A 19,656-nucleotide genomic window follows, 5' to 3' on the forward strand; every position below is an offset into this window, starting at 1 on the left:
CTATTCTGGCAGCGCCGGGGAAGGGTCGGGCGCGATGCGACATCGTCCAGAAACATTGCCGATGCTAATGCGCCGATGCCGGGGACCCGGTGGCGGGGCGACCGCCTGATCTCAACCCATTCCCCTGACGGGAAAAGGCAAATCGGGGCATAACATGCAAAAGGTAGCACGAAACTTCTTCACGCTGGCCGTCGTCTACGCACTGGTCGGGATGGCGCTCGGCCTACAGATGGCGATCAGCAAAGATCATGCGCAGATGCCAACCCACGCCCACATCATGGTGGCCGGATGGCTGATGTCGGCGGTGTTCGCCTTCTTCTACCATCTGTTTCCGGCAGTCGCGGAAAAGACGCTTGCCACCGTCCATTTCTGGTTGACGGCAATCAGTGGCACTGGCCTGTTGATCGGCCTTTACATCATGCTTGCCGGCAACCCGGCGATCGAGCCGCTGGTGGCAACATCCTCGATGGGCTTTTACGCGGGGCTGCTGCTGTTCGCCTATATCGCGCTGCCGGTGGTGTGGAAGGCAGAGCGGCATGCTGAGACGCAAAAGGCCTGAGTCCAAAGGTCTAGGCCCCAAAAAGCCTGGAGTTGTTGTGCTGTTACGGCACAGGCGGGCGACGCTTGTTCAAAAAATATCCACGCTGTTAAGGCTTCATTAAGCTTTACGGGCGTTTACTATGCGCATCCAGTGATCTGGATTCTTACCGAGTGGTTGGAGCCACTTTGTTTGACGCCTCCCTGTTAAACTCCTGAGAGCCGCCTTATCCGCGGCTCTTTTTTTTCGGCGATCCGGATTGCCGGTCGCCCGTGCCGCTGCGCCGCCGTTAACCGTTTGTTAAACATGTGCTTGCCTTCACCGGCGGCGAAGCGCATTTTCAAGCCTCGGTCATATAGGGTGCAGGCGTGACGGCGATGACGCCGATTCGGCCGGCTGTAAGGCAAGTGCAGGGCGTATCGATGAACGATCCTTCGATGGGAAGCGCGAAAACCATCAAGCTGGCGGAGCGCCGGGTTTTCTCCCAATCTTTCAAGCCGCTCTACCAGGAAGGCATGGGCCTAGTCGAGCAGGCGGCCGAATATCTGGACGGCAAGGGCCGGGCCGAGGCGAAGAAACTGTCCAGGCTGGCGGCGACGCTCTATGCGGCCGAGTCGATGCGACTGACCACGAGGCTGATGCAGGTCGCCTCATGGCTGCTTCTGCAGCGCGCCGCGAATTCCGGCGAGATGACTCGCGATCAGGTTGCTTCCGAAAAATCCAAGGTGCGTCTCGATACCGCTTCCGCCAACAACGATGCCGCAGGCTGGGTCGAGCTGCCCAAGGATTTTCTTGACCTCATCGACCGCTCGCTGCGCCTGCAGGCGCTGGTGCGTCGCATGGACGAGGAAATCTACGGCGGCGCCGTGGCCGAGGCCGCTCCATCCGGCCGCCGCATCAATCCGGTTTCCGACCAGATCACGCTGCTCAACACGGCTTTCGCCCGCGGCTGAGAGACTGCTCGATAATTCTCCGCTAAACGCCAGGAGCGTCCTTTTGTGGGCCAATCCTCAAATCGTGGTCGGGCCGAAATGGGGCCGCAAGCCGCCGGGCTGGTTTCGAGCACAATTGCGCAAACGCGCCATTTACGCGCTCACTAGTCCCCATACTGCCCAGTGGCAGGCTAGACAGGCACTAGATCTTGCATTGCCCGGTAGGATAGCCAACCTGTGCGCGAGTAGCGCGACCGGTCATCCGTTGAAGGCAAGATCAATAACGACGTCCGGATCCACTCGTCGCAGGATGCGATCGACGCGATCAAAGCATTGCCGAGGCGACGAGCACGGGTAGAATTGACGCGGACAGCATCGAACATCTGCGGCGCTGTTTCAAACCTCTGGTCCAGCCCGCATAAGGGGGTGCAATGACCGAGCATCGAATCTATTCCATGAGCTTTGCCAGCGTCTATCCGCACTATGTCGCCAAGGCGGAAAAGAAAGGACGCACCAAAGCCGAGGTTGATGAGATCATCTGCTGGCTGACGGGCTACACCCAGAAGCGGCTGGACGCCCAGCTGAGGAAGAAAACCATCCTGAAGGATTTCTTTGATCAGGCGCCTCAACTGAATCCTTCTCGGAATTTGATCACGGGGGTGATCTGCGGTGTCCGGGTGGAAGACATCGAAGACCCGCTGATGAAGGAAATCCGCTACCTCGACAAGCTGATCGACGAGCTTGCCAGGGGCAAGGCGATGGAGAAGATCTTGCGGAAATGACGCGATCGCACGATCGCATCGACCGCGATCCGTTTCAGATCGGATACCTGAAGAACGCCGTTGGCGAGGGTCGCGACGGCATCGACAACGATGGACACAACGAAATTCGACATCGACACAGGGCGGCTTCGGCCGCGCCGTTTGATGGCAACGGATGACGTTCACGGCTCTGTAGCACGGCGGCGACGAGCCCGACACGATGTCGCAGGCATATCCACTCGACGGGCAGCAAGGGCCGTCGCCGACTCTATGTTCCCTTTACGATTCTCGGCTTGATTGATCGGCGGGGTTGAGCCGCACTTTCAAGGGCCAAGGCCAGCCGTTTCTCGTCTTCGAGGGCGCGATCGACTGCCTCGATTTCCTCTTGGAGCTCCTTTAGCTTGGCTCCGTAGCTGGAGCCATCGCTGTCCCCGATCTGAAAGCCGCTTGCCCGCATTGCGTCGCGGGTATGGTGCACGTTACGGACTCCTTCGCGTCGAGTCGCGACCAGGATTTCCCTGAACTCTTCAAGACGTTCAACGTGATTGCGAGGCATTGCGTTCTCCTATTTCGTCGTCATCGGCGCTGGCGGCGATTCAGCAGGGTTACAACTTACGGCGCAGAAGGTTTAGGCGACTCTAAGAGATACGCTCGACAAAGCATGAATGCGAAAGCTCAAATTTGATCGTCTTGCCGGTCTTGCCACAAAGTGGAGCGGGAGGAGGAAATTGGCTGAAACCCGACCGATCACCGACCAGGTGCCAGACATTTCGGCCGAGCGCGTCAGCTACTCGGCGCGCTTTGCTGGTCCATCCAGCTGCCGATTCTGGATCGCGAGGGTCCGTTTCTGAGGCGCGGCAGGGTCTTGATTGCGCGGCGTTCATCCATTGCGCGGTAGCCTTCCGATCTCAGGAAGAATTTCGACGCGCAGCGGATGCTCTCCGCGCACCAGAAGCGGCGCTGGCCCCTGATCGAGGCGCCCGAGCCGGAGCAGGCCGCGCGACGACCGATAGGGACCATGAAATATCGCAAGATTGCCCCAAGGGGCGTAGTAGCAAAGATCGCCAACTGCCTCGTTCCCGAAGCGACCGCTGCCTTCCTCGGTGAGCTTGCGCGGCAGATAGGCGATCTTCTCGTTGGATGAATAGTCGTCGATCGTCAGGTCCAGCGGCAGCATCGAGACCAGATCGCGCGCGGAAGGGTTGTCGTCCAGCGTCACCGTGAAGTCCTGATCTGTAAAAACAAATCTCAGGCGCATTGGTGCTCCTTTCTTGCCCGGGGTTGTGAAGCGCGCACCAAAGAGGGAAACGCGAAGCTGGCAGCACCTGCCAGCAAGCTGCGGCGCGAAAGCCATGCGGCGTCACGTGTCATTTCAGGGCTCCCGATTGGCGCAGCCATGCCCATGGTTTCTGGCCCACGGCCGCATCCTCGATGATACGGCCCTGCTAAGCGGCCAGATGCTGACCGAAGAAGCGCGTCAGCTTTTCGAAGGGGATGAGGTCGACACGGTCATAAAGGTCGACGTGACCGGCGCCCTGAACCCAGACCAGTTCCTTCGGCTCGGCTGCCAGTCTGTAAGCCTCCTCGCTGAACTCTTTCGAATGCGCCTGATCGCCGCTGATGAACAGCATTGGGCGCGGCGAGATCGTCTCGATGTCGTTGAACGGGTAGAAGTTCATGAATTTGACGTTGCTGGTCAGCGTCGGCTTGGTCGTTATCTGGTCGGAGACACCCGTCGGGGTAAACTCGCCGCGAGGTGTCCGATAAAAATCGTAGAACTCACGCTGGATGGGATGCGTCGACGCGGTCAGTTCGAGATCAGTTCCGCCCGTATACTGGATCTGGCCGCCTTCGAATTCGGAGTAGCGCTGCTCGGCGGCCGCCGCGATGATCTGCTTTCGTTGCTCGACGCTTAGCGAGTGATTGAGTGCGTTCCGGTTCGCCGCGCCCATGTCATACATGCTGACCGTGGCGATGGCGCGCATGCGCGGGTCGATCTTGGCGGCGCTGATGACGAAGCTGCCGCTGCCGCAGACACCGATCGCGCCAATGCGGTTGCGGTCCACGAACTCGCGTGTCCCGAGGAAGTCCACCGCCGCGCCGAACGCCTCGGCATAGACATCCGGCGAAACGATCTGGCGAGCTTCGCCCTCGCTCTCGCCCCAGAAGGGCAGGTCGATCGCCATGGCGACGAAGCCCTGCTCGGCCATCTTCGTGGCGTAGAGGGTCGCGCTCTGTTCCTTCACCGCGCCCATGGGATGGCCGACGACGATAGCCGGATGCCGCACTGCGCGGTCGAGATTCTTGGGAAGGAGCAGATTCCCGGCGACATTTGCCTGATATTGGCTTTTGAAGGCGACCTTTTCGAGAGTCACCTGACCGCTGGTATAGAAATTGTTTGCACCGTTTGACATGTGTTGAGCCTTTGCGAAGGGAAGGTTGAAGAGAGGCGCCGCACCGAAGGTGGCGACGCCGGCACCGGTCAGCTTCAAAAGCTCGCGCCGGTGGATTTCACGCACTGACGTTTTCGTATCAGGGCTATTCGCAGTCACTTCTGATCTCCTGTAAGTTTGGCTTGGAGTTGAGCCACTCGCTGCCTTGGCCAGTCCTCTTCGGGGCTTGAGCAGACGCCGCCCATTTCCGATCAGCATGATTCCGATGCCAGCCAGAATCACGCTGCCGACGAACGTGGCGGAGATCGTCAGCACCCCTCCGACGACCGCGCCCAGAAGGATCGAAGCCTGGATCGCCGCAACCATCAGGCTGCCGGTGGCCTCGGCGCATCGTCCGCATTTTGCGGCATCCATGTCATCCAGATCGCCGACATCGGGGTATTCGTCGCTCCCCAGAGCGCAACCTAATGGCTTTGGAATAAGTCGAGTAGCCGTCGAAATCGGAATGGACTTATCGACCGGGTCGAATAATCTGAGCCCGGGACGGCGGGAGGAGCCTCATGAGCAGGACCGACCTCAACCAACTGACCTGGTTCCAGGCTGTCGCCGAGGAGCGCAGCTTCACCAGGGCTGCGACAAAGCTGGGCGTGGCGCAATCGACGCTCAGCCATACAATCAAGCAGCTCGAAGCGCGCATGGGCATCCGCCTGCTGACCCGCACCACGCGCAACGTCGCAACGACGATCGCGGGCGAACGGCTGCTGCAGACAATTGCGCCGCGCATCGCCGAAATCGACGACGAGATCGCGGCGCTGACGGCGCTCCGCGACAAGCCGTCAGGCTCGATCAGGCTGACCCTGTCCGACCATGCACTCGAAAGCGTGGTCTGGCCCAAGCTCAAGCCGGTGCTTGTCGCCTATCCCGATATCAGCGTCGAACTGATCCTGGACAGCACCTTCCGCAACATCGTTGAGGAAGGCTTCGACGCCGGCGTCCGGATTGGAGAGAGCGTTGAGAAGGATATGATCGCGGTGCGCATCGGTCCCGACTGGCGTCTGGTAGCCATTGCTTCGCCTGCCTATCTCGCCGCGCATGGTGTGCCCGAGCACCCGCAAGAACTGATCCGGCATCTCTGTATCAACATGCGTCATGAAAGCGCTGGCGGCCTTTATGCCTGGGAGTTCGAGAAGGATGGGCAGGCGCTCCGCGTTCGAGTGAACGGTCAACTGACCTTCAATAATACTTATGCCATGATCGATGCGGCGGCCAGTGGATACGGCGTCGCCTACGTCCCGGAGAACATCGTCGAGCAGCACATCGCACGTGGCAAGCTGGTTCAGCTCCTGGACGATTGGTCGCCGTTTTTTGAAGGCTATTTCCTCTACTATCCGAGCCGTCGTCAAAATCTTCCCGCGTTCAAAGTCATCGTCGATGCGCTACGACATCGGAATTGAAGCGAGGGAATCTACGCGCGGCTCACGGACCCAAATGTCCGCTCCGCTTCGGTTCTCGCAAACCACGCCGTCTGTCTCGTCAGAACGAATTCTCAAACAGCCTGTGGGACGCAGCAGAACCTGTTTCTGGTTTGTTCACATTTCGCTGGCATCGCTGTCCGCCACGGGTAGACTTGGCGGATGGGGGAAACGATTCGCATCATCGGCATCGATCCGGGGCTGAGGCGCACCGGCTGGGGCATCGTCGAAAGCCTCGGCAACTCGCTGCGCTTCGTCGCCTCCGGCACCGTGCGTTCAGACGACAAGGCGGCGCTGGCGACACGGCTTTGCCAGTTGCATGACGGGCTTGCCGAGATCCTGCACGCCGCCATGCCGCACGAGGCGGCGGTCGAGCAGACATTCGTCAACAAGGATGCGGCCGCGACCCTGAAGCTCGGCCAGGCGCGCGGCATCGCCATGCTGGTGCCGGCGCTGGCCGGCCTGGTCGTTGCCGAATATGCGCCCAACGCCGTCAAGAAGGCGGTGATCGGCGTCGGCCATGGCGACAAGAAGCAGATCCACATGATGGTCAAGGTGCTGATGCCGAAGGCGACGTTCGACACCGACGATGCCGCCGACGCGCTGGCCATTGCCATCTGCCACGCGCATCACCGGCAGAGCGTTGTCTATAGGTTGGCAGCGCTGGCATGAAGGACCACACATGATCGGCAAGCTAAAAGGCACGCTGGACGAGATCGACGAGGATTTCTGCATCATCGATGTGCACGGCGTCGGCTATATCGCCCACTGCTCGGCGCGCACGCTGGCCGCCTTGCCGGCCCCCGGCGAGGCGGTGGTGCTGTTCATCGAGACCTATGTCCGCGAAGACATGCTGCGACTGTACGGTTTCCAGTCGGTTCTGGAGCGCGAATGGTTCCGGCTGCTGATGAGCAATGTGCAGGGCGTCGGCGCCAAGGTGGCGCTGGCTATTCTCTCAACGCTGGCGCCGGCCGATCTCGCCAATGCCATCGCGCTGCGTGATATTGCCATGGTCAGCCGCGCGCCCGGCGTCGGCAAGAAGGTGGCCGAGCGCATCGTCACCGAACTGAAGAACAAGGCGCCGGCCTTTGCAGGCGCTGCCTCCGGCACCATCGGCCTGAAGCAGGAGCTTGGCGAAGGCGTCGCGCCGGCGCCGATCACCGACGCCGTCTCGGCGCTGGTCAATCTCGGCTATTCGCGCGATACGGCCGCCAATGCGGTAGCGGCGGCGCTGAAAAACGCCGGCGAGGACGCGGATGCGTCGAAGCTGATCCGCTTCGGGCTGAAGGAACTGGCGCGGTGAGACCGTTGCCCGAGAAATAAATTCCGACTAGGAACAAGAGCATGGGCAGATATGCGGGCTTGACCTCCAGGGGGCAGCTTACGATTCCAAAGAAAGTCCGGGACGCGTTGTCGCTCAAGGCGGGCGATACGGTTGCGTGGACGGTCATGGACGGTCTTCTGATAGGAACGCCGCGCAATCTTAGATTTGCCGACCTTGCCGGATTTCTGGGCAATCCGCCCGGCGGGCCTGCCACGCTGGAGGAAATCGACGCCGCGCTAGGGGATGCCGTCGGTCGCCACGCCGCCGGCGATCGCGATGGAAGTGGGCGCGCCTGATGAGCCTTTCGCCACGCCTCATTGCTCCCGACAAGCGCGGCGAGGACGCCGAGCAGACCTTGCGGCCGCAGACGCTCAGTGATTTCGTCGGCCAGGCGGCGGTGCGGGCCAATCTCAAAGTGTTCATCGAGGCAGCCAAGGGCCGCAGCGAGGCGCTCGACCATGTGCTGTTCGTCGGGCCGCCCGGCCTCGGCAAGACGACGCTGGCGCAGATCATGGCACGCGAGCTCGGCGTCAATTTCCGCTCGACCTCCGGCCCGGTCATCGCCAAGGCCGGCGATCTCGCAGCATTGCTCACCAATCTCGAAGACCGCGACGTGCTGTTCATCGACGAGGTCCACCGGCTCAACCCGGCGGTCGAGGAAATCCTCTATCCGGCGATGGAGGATTTCCAGCTCGACCTGATCATCGGCGAAGGGCCGGCGGCGCGCTCGGTCAAGATCGATCTTGCCCGCTTCACCCTGGTCGCCGCCACCACCCGGCTCGGCCTATTGACCAATCCGCTGCGCGACCGTTTCGGCATTCCGGTCCGCCTCAATTTCTACTCGGTCGAGGAACTGGAACAGATCGTGCGGCGCGGCGCCCGCATCCTTGCCATGCCGCTCGGCGACGATGGCGCGCTGGAGATCGCAAGACGCGCGCGCGGCACGCCGCGCATCGCCGGCCGGCTGTTGCGCCGCGTGCGCGATTTTGCCTCGGTCGCCGGCGACGGTCACGTCGACCGGCAGATCGCCGACGAGGCACTGACGCGGCTCGAGGTCGATGCGCTCGGCCTCGACGCGCTCGACCGCCGCTATCTCTCGATGATCGCGCGGAATTTTGGCGGCGGCCCGGTCGGCATCGAGACCATCGCGGCAGGGCTTTCCGAGCCGCGCGACGCCATCGAGGACATCATCGAGCCCTATCTGATCCAGCAGGGCTTTATTCAGCGCACGCCGCGCGGCCGCGTGCTGACCGCCAATGCCTGGCGGCATCTCGGCCTCGATGCGCCGAAGGACCTGGCGCAGCAGCAGATCAGCCTGTTCCAGGAAGAGTAGCCGCGCGGCCTTGCGGCTCCATTCCTGCGCAAAATCTCCTAATCCTAGTCAGCATGCCGGCGCATTTGCCGGCTCTAACGCTTCGCTGTGGGGACCGTCGGTTCCGCGAACGACGGGGTTGAGCGATGATCACCAGACGCGGCTTCCTGCGCCTCATCGGCGGTTCCTTCTTATCCGCCGTGTCGCTCAGCGCTTATGCGGTCGGCCTCGAGCCGATGCTGCTGACACATGTAAAGCGCTATTCACTGACCCCGCCAAACTGGCCTGCAGGATTGCGGCTTCGCGTCGTCGCACTCGCCGATATCCATGCCTGTCGGCCATGGATGACGCCGGAGCGGATCAGGTCGCTTGCCGAACGGGCGAACAGCCTGCAACCGGATCTGATTGTCCTGCTTGGCGACTACGCAGCCGGCACACGCCTGGTTACGGACTGGGTGGATGCCTCCGAATGGGCGCCGGCTTTGTCAGGCCTGAAGGCGCCGCTTGGGGTGTGGTCAATCCTTGGCAATCACGACTGGTGGGAGGACCTTTCCGCCCAAAAGGCCGGGTTGGGGCCGACGGTGGCGCGCCGGGCGCTCGAGAGCGCCGGCATACCGGTCCTGGAAAACGATGTGGTGCGCCTGGAAAAAGACGGGCATGGCTTCTGGGTCGCCGGACTTGCGGACCAACTTGCGCTGCGGCCGGGCAAGGCCTGGGGCCGCAGCAGGTTCACAGGACTGGACGACCTGCACGGCACGCTGGCAAAGGTGAGCGACAAGGCTCCTGTTATCCTGCTGGCACATGAGCCGGATATTTTTCCGAAGGTCCCATCACGGGTATCGTTGACTCTTTCGGGTCATACCCATGGTGGACAGGTGCGGTTACTCGGCTATTCTCCGGTCGTGCCGTCCCGCTTCGGCAACCGTTTTGCCTATGGCCATGTCGTGGAGGAGAACCGTAACCTGATCGTCTCCGGGGGTCTCGGCTTCAGCATCCTGCCGGTGCGTTTCGGGATGCGACCAGAGATTCTTTCGATCGACTTGGGTTCGGCGCTTCAATGAAGTGACCTGATCGCATCCATCACATCCGGCTCGGCCTTGTCGCCGTCAAAAGCGTCGACGATGCCGAAGGCGCCGCCATAGCTCCAGACCGACCATGCGAAGCCATGGGCTTCGGCGCGCGCGATCATGTCCCTGACATAAGCGGCACGGTATTCGGCCGGCATCACGTAGGCATTGCCGTATTCCTGGCGGATCATGCCGAATTCGCCGAGCGTGATGTTCTCCGGCTTTATCCCGTTGGCCTTTGCCCAGGCCTCGACCCTGGTGAACGGCGCATCCATCGTCTCGCGCAGCTCCTCGTCGGTGTCCAGGCTGGCGACCTGCTCGTCGAGATAGGCAAGCAGGCCGCTCTGGCGCGCCCATGGCGCCTCGGCCTTGATCCTTGCGCGGATCGTATCGAGCGCAGTATCCAGCTGGGCGCGCGAGACGGCGCTGAGCGGATAGGGCAGCCCGGTGACATAGGGGATGAAGTCGCCGGCCCAGGTCGCGCCCTGATGGGTCAGCAGGAACGGGTCGTAGGAGTGAAAGGTCCAGATGATGTTGTCGTCGGGGATCGCCTTCGGATCGATCTTTGCCAGCGATACCGCATTGGAATAGCAGGCGCCGGTCAGAATCAGGGTGAGCCTGGTGGCTGACGAACGCGCCGCCGCGAACAGTTTCTGCTGGCGCTCCGGCCACAGGCCGGTGCCGTCGGCGTCGCAGTCGATGACCGGCTCGTTCATCGGCTCGAAAGCGACTTGGCGCGGATCCTCATCGGCCAGCGTGCGCGCCATCTTGCGCACCATTTCGACATATGCGTCGAACATTTGTAGATCGTCCATCACCTCGCCCATGCCGATCTTGCGGCTGCTGCCGCTGGGGATCAGGTGCATGTCGACGATCACCTTCAAGCCGGCGCGATTGATCATGCGCACCGAGGCCAGCACACTGGCATAGAGCTCGTCGCGCAGCGTCAGCGTCTCGCCGGACAGAAACGGCGACGGATCGACGGGCATGCGCAGGAAATCGAAGCCGGCGCTCTTCAGCGCCTTGAGGTCGTCGTCGTTGAGGAACTTGCGCCATTCCGGATAGGGCAGGATTGCCCGCCGGTCGCCCCATTTGTCCTCGCCCGGCCATGTCGTCCATTGGTCGAGATTGAGGCCGCGCTTCATCGAAAAACTTGCCGCCTGGCCCGGCAGCACCAGCGCGGCCAGCACAAGCAGCGCCGCCACCAAGGTCTTGATCATCGCCGCCAACAGTGCCATCGGGTTCATGCGCCAAGTTAAATGCTAATGCGTGTTGCCCAAAACTGCGCAGCGGTTTTGGGCAACGACGCGCCCGGAACCTGAACCGCGTCGCGCTTTAGGTGCCCGGTCAGGCCAAAAAAGGAAAGCGCGATGGACGATCATGGTGAATCGGCGGCGCTCTGCGCCGGGCTTTCCGGCGCGCTGACCGAATTCGGCCACCGGCTGATGGCGCGGGTCTACTATGCCGACACCGATTTCTCCGGCGTCGTCTATCACGCGCGCTATCTCGAATTCTTCGAGCGCGGCCGTTCCGATTATCTCAGGCTTGCCGGCGTCCACCACACCGAGCTTGCCGACGGCAAGCACGGCGAAAGAATAATCTGGGTGGTGCGGCGCATGGAGATCGACTTTCGCGGCTCCGCCCGCATGGACGATGTCTTGACCATCGAGACGCGCACCGAGGACATTTCGGGCGCCCGCATCTTCATGGCGCAGCAGCTGAAGCGCGGCGGCGAGGTGCTGGTCGAGGCGCGGGTCGAGGCGGCGATCATCGGCGAGAACGGCCGGCCAAGGCGCTTTCCGAAGGAATGGATCGCAACCTTCATGCCCAAGACAAATCGGTAGTTCAAATCGGCAAGTTACCGATCCCAATGATCCGCTGACGATGCCAGGTGGCTCGCCCAAGGCGCGGCAATGCGCCGCGCTGTGCGTCCTAACCCATCCTTAACCATAACGGTTCATGAAGAGAGTGGTGAAGATTGGAGGAATCCAGCGCCTTCCTTTCACCAAGATTTGCCCTGAAAAGGCCGCCTACGGTGCATTTTGGGGTTATTCCGCAAGCTTTGCGCGAACGGATTGCAAGGGATGCCTATGGGCCAGCCGCCAGCCGTGCCCGGAAAATTCTTAAGGACGTAACCATGGAAAATATCGCACTCGCCGAACCGGGCGCGCATTTGTCGATTTGGGCGCTGTTCACGCAGGCCGGCTGGGTGGTCAAGCTGGTCATGATCGGGCTGCTCGGCGCCTCGATCTGGACCTGGGCGATCATCGTCGACAAGCTCGTCGCCTATGGCCGCATGCGGCTCGCGCTCAATCGCTTCGAACAGGTGTTCTGGTCCGGGCAGTCGCTGGAAGAGCTCTACCGCACGCTCGCAGACCGCAAGACGTCAGGCATGGGCGCGATCTTCGTCGCCGCCATGCGCGAATGGAAGAAGAGTTTCGAGAAGGGGGCGAAATCGCCGCTGGGCCTGCAGACCCGCATCGACAAGGCGATGGACCTGGCGCTGACCCGCGAAATGGAAAAACTGGAAGGACGGCTTGGCTTTCTCGCCACCACTGGCTCGGCGGCGCCGTTCATCGGCCTGTTCGGCACCGTGATCGGCATCATGACCTCGTTCCAGGCGATCGCGGCATCGAAGAATACCAGCCTGTCGGTGGTCGCACCCGGCATTGCCGAGGCGCTGCTGGCCACGGCAATAGGCCTGCTGGCGGCTATCCCCGCCGTCATTGCCTACAACAAGCTGTCGTCGGACGCGAGCAAGATCGCCGTGCGCATGGAAGGGTTCGCGGACGAGTTCTCCGCCATACTCTCGCGCCAAATCGATGAAAAAGTCGCGCAGAAGGCCTGAGGAACAATCATGGGAATGTCTGTAGGCGCGGGTGGCGGGGGACGCGGTGGTCGCGGCCACAGGCGGCGCGGCCGCCATCACGCTATGATATCGGAAATCAACGTCACGCCGATGGTCGACGTGATGCTGGTGCTGTTGATCATCTTCATGGTCGCGGCGCCACTACTGACGGTCGGCGTTCCGGTCGACCTGCCGGAAACACAGGCCAAGGCGATTGCGGCCGACACGCAACCGATCGAGGTATCCATCAACTCCGCCGGCCAGATTTACATCCAGAAGACCGAGATCCCGATCGAGGAACTGGTGGCAAAGCTGCAGGCGATCTCGAAGACCGGCTATGACGAGCGCATCTTCTTTCGCGCCGACAAGGCAACCAATTATGGAGCTGCTCTGCAGGTCATGGCCCGTGTCCAAGCCGCTGGCTACAAGAATATGAGTCTCATCTCGCTGCAGGAACAGGACCAGTAGACAAGAACATGCGGACCGGCCTCACCACATCGGTGATCTTGCATGCGACGGCGATCGCCTTCGGGCTGTTCACGCTGTCGGCGCCGGCTGCGCTTCCGTCGCCCGAAGTCGAGTCGGTCGCAGTCGAGATCGTGCCGATGGAAGCGATACAGAAAGGCGACAAGAAAGCTGCGGTGAGCGAAAAGCCGGCGCCATTGCCGACCCAGCGTCCCGACATCGTGGCCGACGCGCAGACGGTCGGCGACAACAGCGTCGATACCGACAAGCCGCCGACGCCGGATCCCAAGCCCCAGCCGGTCGACAAGGCTGAGGCGCCGCCGCCCGCGCCGACGCCGAAAGAGAAGCCGAAGCCCGAGGACGTGCCGAAGCCGAAAGAGCAGCCCAAGCCTGTCCCGGCGACGGAGGTCGCACCGGTCCCGCAGCCGAAGGAAGAGGTCAAGCCCGAGCCGGTCAAGCAGGCGGAGCCCAAGCCGACACCGGCCAAGGAACCGGCGCCGACGCCGCCGCAGGACAAGACCGCCGCCATCGACCCGAAGCCTGAGGTCAAGCCGGACGCGGTCGCGGAAGCGATTGCCCAGGAGCCGCCAACTGAGGAGACGCAGCTTCCGGACTCGGCGCCCGCCCCGCAGGCGCGGCCGAAGCCGCAGCCGGCCCAGGCCGAAAGCGCCAAGGCGCCCGAGCGCAAGGACGCCGACAAGCCGGTCAAGGAAGCCTCGTCCAAGCCGAAATCCGAGGAGAAGCAGTTTGACGCCGATGAGGTCGCTGCCCTGCTTGACAAGCGGAAGCCATCCGGCGGCGGCGCCAAGCGCTCAACCCAGCAGGCATCGCTCGGTGGTGACAAGGATCAGGGCCAGAAGTTGTCGAAGTCGGAGGAAGGGGCGCTCCGAGATCAGCTTGCCGGTTGCTGGTCAATTCCTGCTGGCGTCGAGGGCTCGGAGAGCTACGTGGCCGTGATCCGCTTCAATCTGGACGCGTCTGGCAAGCTGGATGGCCGGCCTGCTGTCGAAAAATCGAGCGGAAGCCGCCCGTTCGACGAGAGTGCCGTACGCGCCGTTCAGAAATGCGACATGGCCGGTCTGCAGGTTCCCGCCGGCAAGCAGGACATCTGGGCCGACGTCCGGGTCACGTTCGATCCGAGGGAGATGCTGGGCCTGTAGGCCTGGCGCCCCCAGAATCATTGAAGACCCGTAGAATCATTGAAGAGAAGCGAGAAGACATGAAATTCATCCTCAAGCCGCTCCTGATGATCGTAGCGATGGCGCTGGGCATGACTGCCGCCGCCACCTTGCCGGCGCGGGCGCTCGTTGAGCTCAACGTCAACAAAGGCAATGTCGAGCCGCTGCCGATCGCCATCACCGATTTCCAGGGCGGCGATGCGTTGGGCGCGGAGATTTCCGGCATTGTCAGCGCAGACCTGAAACGCTCCGGCCTGTTCGCGCCGATCGACAAGAGCGCCTTCATCGAAAAGATTTCGAACCCGGATGCCGCGCCTCGCTTCGAGGACTGGAAGGTGATCAACGCCCAGGCGCTGGTCACCGGCAGCGTCAGCAAGGAGGCCGATGGCCGCGTCCGTGCCCAGTACCGGTTGTGGGACACCTTTGCCGGCCAGCAGATGTCGGGCGAGCAGTTCTTCGCCAACGACGCCAACACGAGGCGCGTCGCCCACATCATCGCCGACGCCATCTATGAACGGCTGACCGGCGAGAAAGGCTATTTCGACACGCGCGTCGTCTTCATCGACGAATCGGGCGCAAAGAACGCGCGCAAGAAGCGCCTCGCCATCATGGACCAGGACGGCGCCAATATCCGCTACCTGTCGGACGGCAGGTCGATCGTGCTGACCCCGCGTTTCTCGCCAAACCGGCAGGAAATCACCTACATGTCCTATGAAAGCGGCCAGCCGAAGGTCTATCTGCTGCAGATCGAGACCGGGCAGCGCGAACTGGTCGGCGACTTTCCCGGCATGACCTTTGCGCCGCGCTTCTCGCCCGACGGCCAGAAGGTGATCATGAGCCTGCTGCGCGACGACGGCAATTCCAACATCTTCGCCATGGATTTGCGGAGCCGCTCGACGACCAGGCTCACCAACTCGACGGCCATCGACACCTCGCCCTCCTATTCGCCGGATGGCAGCAAGGTGGTGTTCACCTCCGACCGCGGCGGCCGCGCGCAGATCTATGTGATGGGCGCCGACGGTTCTGGCCAGACCCGCATCTCCTTCGGCGACGGCGTCTATTCGACGCCGGTATGGTCGCCGCGCGGCGATCTCATCGCCTTCACCAAGCAGACTGCCGGCGAGTTCCAGATCGGCGTCATGCGCGTCGACGGTTCGGGCGAGCGCATCCTTTCAACCGGCTTCCAGCAGGAGGGGCCGACCTGGGCGCCCAACGGCCGGGTGCTGATGTTCTTCCGCGATTCAGCCGGCGGCCCGAAACTCGTTTCGGTCGATCTCACCGGCCGCAACGAACAGTCGATCCCGACCTCGAATTTCGCTTCGGACCCGGCCTGGTCGCCGCTGCTGGAATAGGCGGGAAGGGGAATTGAGGAATTGAGGAATTGACGAATTGACGAATTGACGAGTTGAAGAACTGAAGGATGGAGAAGGCAGCGGCCTACATCGAGCACGCGAGGGATTTGGAAGTCTATAAGCGTGCCTATGCAGTTTCCCTTGGGGTACACAGAGCCACGCTTGCTTTCCGAAAATGGAGCAATACGCGCTCGCCGATCAACTACGTCGTTCCAGCAAGGCGATCTGCGCCAATTTGGCTGAGGGTTTTGCCAAACAGACCCACTCCAAGTTCGAATTCGCACGGTTTATTTCGATGGCTCTGGGGTCGTGCAGTGAAGTGGAAACGTGGGTTTCATACGCGTTCGACCTAGGGTACATCACACAAGCGCAACGCGACGAGTGGTTGCAATGCTATGCCAACATCCATGGAATGCTGGTGAACTGAGAGAGAAGCTAAGGTGACCTCTCGGCAGGTTCCTCATTTCTTCAATTCTTCAATTCCAACTTTCCACGGCTTGGTCGCGTTTCAGCCGCATTTCTGCCTACGGTCCGCGCGCATTGTTGCCTCCTCGGATTCCCCTTGGGCAAAACGGCTGTGGACGGCAGCCGAAACCAAATTTTAACCGTGTTTCTTGAACGCCGGTTAACCCAAACGTGGTTACTGGACGATCAACGAAATCACTCGAATTGCGAAGGAGAGGCGGCATGGGCCGTATCGCAGCACTTACCAGAAACCCGGCGATGATCGTGCTGGTGGCATTGCTCGCCATCGCCGGCTGCGCCTCGAAGAAGAACCTGAACAGCGCCGCCGATCTCGGTCTCAGCGGCGCCGGGGCGGCAACGCCCGGATCGGCCCAGGATTTTACCGTCAACATCGGCGACCGCATCTTCTTCGACACGGATTCGTCCTCGATCCGCGCCGACGCGCAGACGACGCTTTCGCGCCAGGCGCAATGGCTGAACCAGTACCGGCAGTATGCCATCGTCATCGAAGGCCATGCCGACGAGCGCGGCACGCGCGAATACAATCTGGCGCTCGGCGCCCGCCGCGCCGCCGCCACCCGCGACTTTCTCGTCGCCAGGGGTGTTTCCGGCCAGCGCCTGAAGACCATTTCCTACGGCAAGGAGCGTCCGGTCGCGGTTTGCGACGACATCTCCTGCTGGTCGCAGAACCGCCGCGCCGTCACCACGATCAGCGGCGCCGGTTCCTGATCGGCAATTTTCCGATCGGCAGAAATGCAACACCTGCGTGCGAAAGGCGGCTGCGGCCGCCTTTTTCATGTCCGGCGCCCGGATGTGGGACTTGAAACAAAATTTGGCCGAAGTCCTGCGTCCTTGGTAATAACCGAGGCGCCTGACGGTCCACTCCGATCGGAAGGCATGCAACAGGCAAACAATCCACGGCGAGAGGCACATGCATTTCAGATCGGTCTTGAGCGGCACGCTTGCGTTGCTGCTCGTATCAAGCGTCGCTGCCCCGGCAGTAGGCAATGAGCAAGGCACAGAAAAAAGCGGTTTTTCCTTCCGCCTGCCGACGCTCGGCATTTTCGGTGAAAAAAAGAAACCGGATCAGGTGCAATTTGCGCAGGATGGCACCGGCACTACCGCGCTGGAGGAACAACTCCGGCAAATGAACGGCAAGATCGAGGAGCTCAACTTCCAGGTGCTGCAGATGCAGGAACAGATCCGCAAGCAGCAGGAAGATAACGAGTTCCGTTTCCAGCAGCTGGAAGGCGGCTCACAAGGCGCGCAGCAGCCACGCGAGCAGAAGAAGTCGGACGCCACCACCAACACCGACAGCAGCGTCGCCGAGGCTCCGGCGACGCATGCCCCGGCCGATGCGGGCACACCGCCCGCCGGCGGCCAGGGCGGCGAGGTGATCGTCGAATCACCGACAGGCGAACCCGGCGCGGTGATCCCGGGCACGCCGCCGAAGACGTTCGGCACCATCACCGTCGACAAGAACGGCAATGTGATCGAGGGCAACACGCAGGCACATGCACCGGCGCAGGACACCGCCCCCGTTCCTGGCGACCAAGCCCCCGGCGACCAGGCCGCTGGCACGCAGGCCGGCAAGTCCGACGATACGGTGGTCGCAGCGCTGCCCGCCACCGACGACCCGGAGGAGCTTTACCGCAATTCCTATCAGTTCATCCTGTCGGGCGACTACGGCACTGCCGAACAGGGTTTTCGCGACCACATCGCCCGCTTCCCCAAGGACGCCAAGACGGCGGACGCGCATTACTGGCTGGGTGAGTCGCTGCTCGGCCAGCAAAAATACCGCGACGCGGCCGAGACCTTTCTCGCCGCCAGCAAGGACTATCCGAAAGCCAAGAAGGCTCCCGACATGCTGCTGAAGCTCGGTGTGTCGCTGGTCGGATTGAACCAGCGCGACGTGGCCTGCGCTACTTTCGGCGAGATCGGCAAGCGCTATCCGAACGTCTCCAGCGCGCTCAAGGAACGCGTCAAACAGGAAAGGGCGCTCGCGGCGTGCTAGTTTTTCTCCTGCATGTCGTTGCCCCAAGACTTGTTGCCCCAAATCCTGGGCCACTTTTGGGCGACATGCATTGATGCCCGAAACCGAGCCTGACCGTTCGGTTTTTTCGCAGATCGACTTTACCAGCGGCGCTGTTGCAGCCGTGTCCGGCGGCAGCGACTCGACCGCCCTTCTCCTTCTCCTCAAAGATCACCTCGACCGTACCGCGCCGGCAACGAAATTGCTGGCTGTGACCATCGATCACGCTCTGCGGCCGGGCTCGGCAGCGGAAGCGCAGGCCGTGGCCAGGCTTTGCGCCGGGCGCGGCATTGTCCACCGCATCCTGGTCTGGTCCGGACGCAAGCCGTCGACCGGTCTGCCGGCTGCCGCGCGAGAGGCACGCTACCGGCTGCTGGCCGAGGCGGCGCAGGCGGAAGGTATCGGCCTTATCCTGACCGGCCACACGGCCGACGACCAGGCCGAGACCGTGCTGATGCGGCAAGCTCGCCAGGAGGGGGCGCGAGAGCCAGAGCGAGGTCTAGCCGGCATGGCACCGGCCACCCTCTATGACTGGCGGATCTGGATCGCACGGCCGCTTCTCGGCACACGGCGTGCTGCGCTGCGCGAAGTCCTGCGGCGCGCGAATGTCGGCTGGGCCGAAGACCCGACCAATGAAGACGAGGCTTTCGAGAGGCCGCGTATCCGCGCAGCGCTTGCCGACCGCAATGGTGCGCGGGAAGAGGCGTTGGCGTTGGCCGCGCGGGCTGCGGTAGAGCGCGAGCAGCTTGGCCATCGCGCCGCCGCGCTGATCCGTGGCTTTGCCAGCAGGCCCGCAGCCGGCCTTGTCCGTCTCGATCCGGGCTTTGCGACAGCCGTCGACGAGGCGGCGGCCGTATACGCGCTGCGCATCCTGCTGGCGACTGTCGGCGGCGTTGCGTTTCTGCCCGGTCAGGCTCGCAGCGAGGCGCTGCTCAACCGGCTGAGGCCCGGACCTCCTGGCACAACCCCAATTTTGACTGCCCCGTTTTGCGCTACTTTGTCGCGGACGGTGGTCGATGCGCGGCGTGCCGGCATCTTCCTGCGTCGCGAAACCCGCAACCTGCCGCCCGCTGCGCCTGCCGTGAACAATGCCCTCTGGGACGGTCGCCGGAGGATCACATTGGGCGACGAGCCGGGTGCATTTTTGATCGCGCCGCTCGGCGCGGCTGGTGCCGCAAGACTGGCGATTGCCGAAAACGGCACGCAGCCAAGCCTTGTCCGCGCGGCTCTGGCGGCCGAGCCGGTGCTGTGGCGCGCAAGCGAATATCCTGGCGACAGCCCGGTCTTGCCAGGAATGGCGGTATGCCCGGTCGTCGCGCCCTTTGCCCGCTTCCTGCCGTCCTTCGACTTGGCGCCGGCCGGAACTGTCGCGGCGCTGATCGGTGCGCCGCGACTTCCTGCCTCGCCTTTCGGCGGCCACACTGCCGGTTGATCATGGGCGAAAGCTTAACCGCGACATGCTGTTCTGCTTGGCAATGAAGGGCGCCATCCCTATGTTAGACCCAAGTTTCCTCTCA

At 62.4% G+C, this 19,656-nt stretch carries 21 protein-coding genes and 1 pseudogene; 18 read left to right on the top strand and 4 right to left on the bottom strand.

The features are described 5' to 3' along the window. Window positions 1-154 precede the first annotated feature (154 nt). From AC0L18_RS11100 to AC0L18_RS11110, 3 genes are all read left to right on the top strand, one after another. Window positions 155-559: a hypothetical protein gene (locus AC0L18_RS11100; protein ID WP_091593430.1), complete on the top strand. Its 405-nt coding sequence runs from the start codon at window positions 155-157 to the stop codon at window positions 557-559. Between the two features lie 401 nt (window positions 560-960). Continuing rightward, entirely contained in the window at window positions 961-1,491 is a 531-nt protein-coding gene (gene rcdA / locus AC0L18_RS11105; RefSeq protein WP_091593429.1) for a protease adaptor protein RcdA, read from the top strand. A gap of 410 nt (window positions 1,492-1,901) precedes the next feature. Then, a complete protein-coding gene (locus AC0L18_RS11110; protein WP_473492197.1) occupies window positions 1,902-2,252 on the top strand; it encodes a DUF2200 domain-containing protein in 351 nt (116 codons plus the stop codon). A gap of 247 nt (window positions 2,253-2,499) precedes the next feature. Here the strand turns inward: AC0L18_RS11110 and AC0L18_RS11115 are convergent, their stop codons facing one another. From AC0L18_RS11115 to AC0L18_RS11125, 3 genes and pseudogenes are all read right to left on the bottom strand, one after another. Further along, window positions 2,500-2,787 carry a hypothetical protein gene (locus tag AC0L18_RS11115; protein WP_473492199.1) on the bottom strand — a complete coding sequence of 96 codons (288 nt, stop codon included), beginning with the start codon at window positions 2,785-2,787 and terminating at the stop codon, window positions 2,500-2,502. Window positions 2,788-3,111: 324 nt separating this feature from the next. After that, window positions 3,112-3,602: pseudogene (locus AC0L18_RS11120) on the bottom strand (cyclophilin-like fold protein). A 74-nt stretch (window positions 3,603-3,676) separates the two neighbouring features. Continuing rightward, entirely contained in the window at window positions 3,677-4,783 is a 1,107-nt protein-coding gene (locus AC0L18_RS11125) for an alpha/beta hydrolase (RefSeq protein WP_473492200.1), read from the bottom strand. A 401-nt stretch (window positions 4,784-5,184) separates the two neighbouring features. On the opposite strand from AC0L18_RS11125, the gene AC0L18_RS11130 reads away from it, so the two are divergent. The 6 genes from AC0L18_RS11130 to AC0L18_RS11155 all read left to right on the top strand — a co-directional run bounded on the left by AC0L18_RS11130 (window position 5,185) and on the right by AC0L18_RS11155 (window position 9,793). Further along, window positions 5,185-6,078, top strand: coding sequence for a LysR family transcriptional regulator (locus AC0L18_RS11130; RefSeq protein ID WP_473492202.1), 894 nt, complete (start codon window positions 5,185-5,187; stop codon window positions 6,076-6,078). 180 nt (window positions 6,079-6,258) lie between these two features. After that, a complete protein-coding gene (ruvC, locus tag AC0L18_RS11135; protein ID WP_287319837.1) occupies window positions 6,259-6,768 on the top strand; it encodes a crossover junction endodeoxyribonuclease RuvC in 510 nt (169 codons plus the stop codon). 10 nt (window positions 6,769-6,778) lie between these two features. Further along, the gene (gene ruvA, locus AC0L18_RS11140; protein WP_473492203.1) at window positions 6,779-7,399 is read left to right on the top strand and encodes a Holliday junction branch migration protein RuvA; all 621 of its coding nucleotides are present in this window, start codon (window positions 6,779-6,781) and stop codon (window positions 7,397-7,399) included. 41 nt (window positions 7,400-7,440) lie between these two features. Next, a complete protein-coding gene (locus tag AC0L18_RS11145; protein ID WP_091593420.1) occupies window positions 7,441-7,716 on the top strand; it encodes an AbrB/MazE/SpoVT family DNA-binding domain-containing protein in 276 nt (91 codons plus the stop codon). After that, window positions 7,716-8,753 carry a Holliday junction branch migration DNA helicase RuvB gene (gene ruvB / locus AC0L18_RS11150; RefSeq protein ID WP_473492204.1) on the top strand — a complete coding sequence of 346 codons (1,038 nt, stop codon included), beginning with the start codon at window positions 7,716-7,718 and terminating at the stop codon, window positions 8,751-8,753. The genes AC0L18_RS11145 and ruvB overlap by 1 nt, the downstream gene beginning before the upstream one ends. 125 nt (window positions 8,754-8,878) lie before the next feature. Further along, window positions 8,879-9,793, top strand: a complete 915-nt coding sequence (locus AC0L18_RS11155; RefSeq protein ID WP_473492206.1) for a metallophosphoesterase — start codon at window positions 8,879-8,881, stop codon at window positions 9,791-9,793. Here the strand turns inward: AC0L18_RS11155 and AC0L18_RS11160 are convergent. Further along, on the bottom strand, window positions 9,787-11,037 hold the full coding sequence (locus AC0L18_RS11160) for a glycoside hydrolase family 5 protein (protein ID WP_473492208.1): 1,251 nt from the start codon (window positions 11,035-11,037) through the stop codon (window positions 9,787-9,789). The genes AC0L18_RS11155 and AC0L18_RS11160 overlap by 7 nt on opposite strands. A gap of 132 nt (window positions 11,038-11,169) precedes the next feature. Here AC0L18_RS11160 and ybgC point away from each other — a divergent pair, with 132 nt between their 5' ends. The 9 genes from ybgC (at window position 11,170) to tilS (ending at window position 19,571) form a co-directional block, all read left to right on the top strand. After that, window positions 11,170-11,643, top strand: a complete 474-nt coding sequence (ybgC, locus tag AC0L18_RS11165) for a tol-pal system-associated acyl-CoA thioesterase (protein WP_023799989.1) — start codon at window positions 11,170-11,172, stop codon at window positions 11,641-11,643. 293 nt (window positions 11,644-11,936) lie between these two features. After that, window positions 11,937-12,647, top strand: a complete 711-nt coding sequence (gene tolQ / locus AC0L18_RS11170; protein ID WP_027152907.1) for a protein TolQ — start codon at window positions 11,937-11,939, stop codon at window positions 12,645-12,647. A 9-nt stretch (window positions 12,648-12,656) separates the two neighbouring features. Next, on the top strand, window positions 12,657-13,115 hold the full coding sequence (locus tag AC0L18_RS11175; protein ID WP_077375321.1) for an ExbD/TolR family protein: 459 nt from the start codon (window positions 12,657-12,659) through the stop codon (window positions 13,113-13,115). Window positions 13,116-13,123: 8 nt separating this feature from the next. Beyond that, the gene (locus tag AC0L18_RS11180) at window positions 13,124-14,272 is read left to right on the top strand and encodes an energy transducer TonB family protein (protein ID WP_473492209.1); all 1,149 of its coding nucleotides are present in this window, start codon (window positions 13,124-13,126) and stop codon (window positions 14,270-14,272) included. An 86-nt stretch (window positions 14,273-14,358) separates the two neighbouring features. Continuing rightward, entirely contained in the window at window positions 14,359-15,642 is a 1,284-nt protein-coding gene (tolB, locus tag AC0L18_RS11185) for a Tol-Pal system beta propeller repeat protein TolB (RefSeq protein WP_236473501.1), read from the top strand. 175 nt (window positions 15,643-15,817) lie between these two features. Next, window positions 15,818-16,069: a four helix bundle protein gene (locus AC0L18_RS11190; RefSeq protein ID WP_473492210.1), complete on the top strand. Its 252-nt coding sequence runs from the start codon at window positions 15,818-15,820 to the stop codon at window positions 16,067-16,069. A 260-nt stretch (window positions 16,070-16,329) separates the two neighbouring features. After that, the gene (gene pal, locus AC0L18_RS11195; protein WP_473492212.1) at window positions 16,330-16,836 is read left to right on the top strand and encodes a peptidoglycan-associated lipoprotein Pal; all 507 of its coding nucleotides are present in this window, start codon (window positions 16,330-16,332) and stop codon (window positions 16,834-16,836) included. A 202-nt stretch (window positions 16,837-17,038) separates the two neighbouring features. Next, entirely contained in the window at window positions 17,039-18,121 is a 1,083-nt protein-coding gene (ybgF, locus tag AC0L18_RS11200; protein ID WP_473492214.1) for a tol-pal system protein YbgF, read from the top strand. A gap of 73 nt (window positions 18,122-18,194) precedes the next feature. Continuing rightward, on the top strand, window positions 18,195-19,571 hold the full coding sequence (gene tilS / locus AC0L18_RS11205) for a tRNA lysidine(34) synthetase TilS (protein ID WP_473492215.1): 1,377 nt from the start codon (window positions 18,195-18,197) through the stop codon (window positions 19,569-19,571). Window positions 19,572-19,656 lie beyond the last annotated feature (85 nt).

The sequence above is a fragment of the Mesorhizobium sp. WSM4819 genome, from assembly GCF_055811215.1.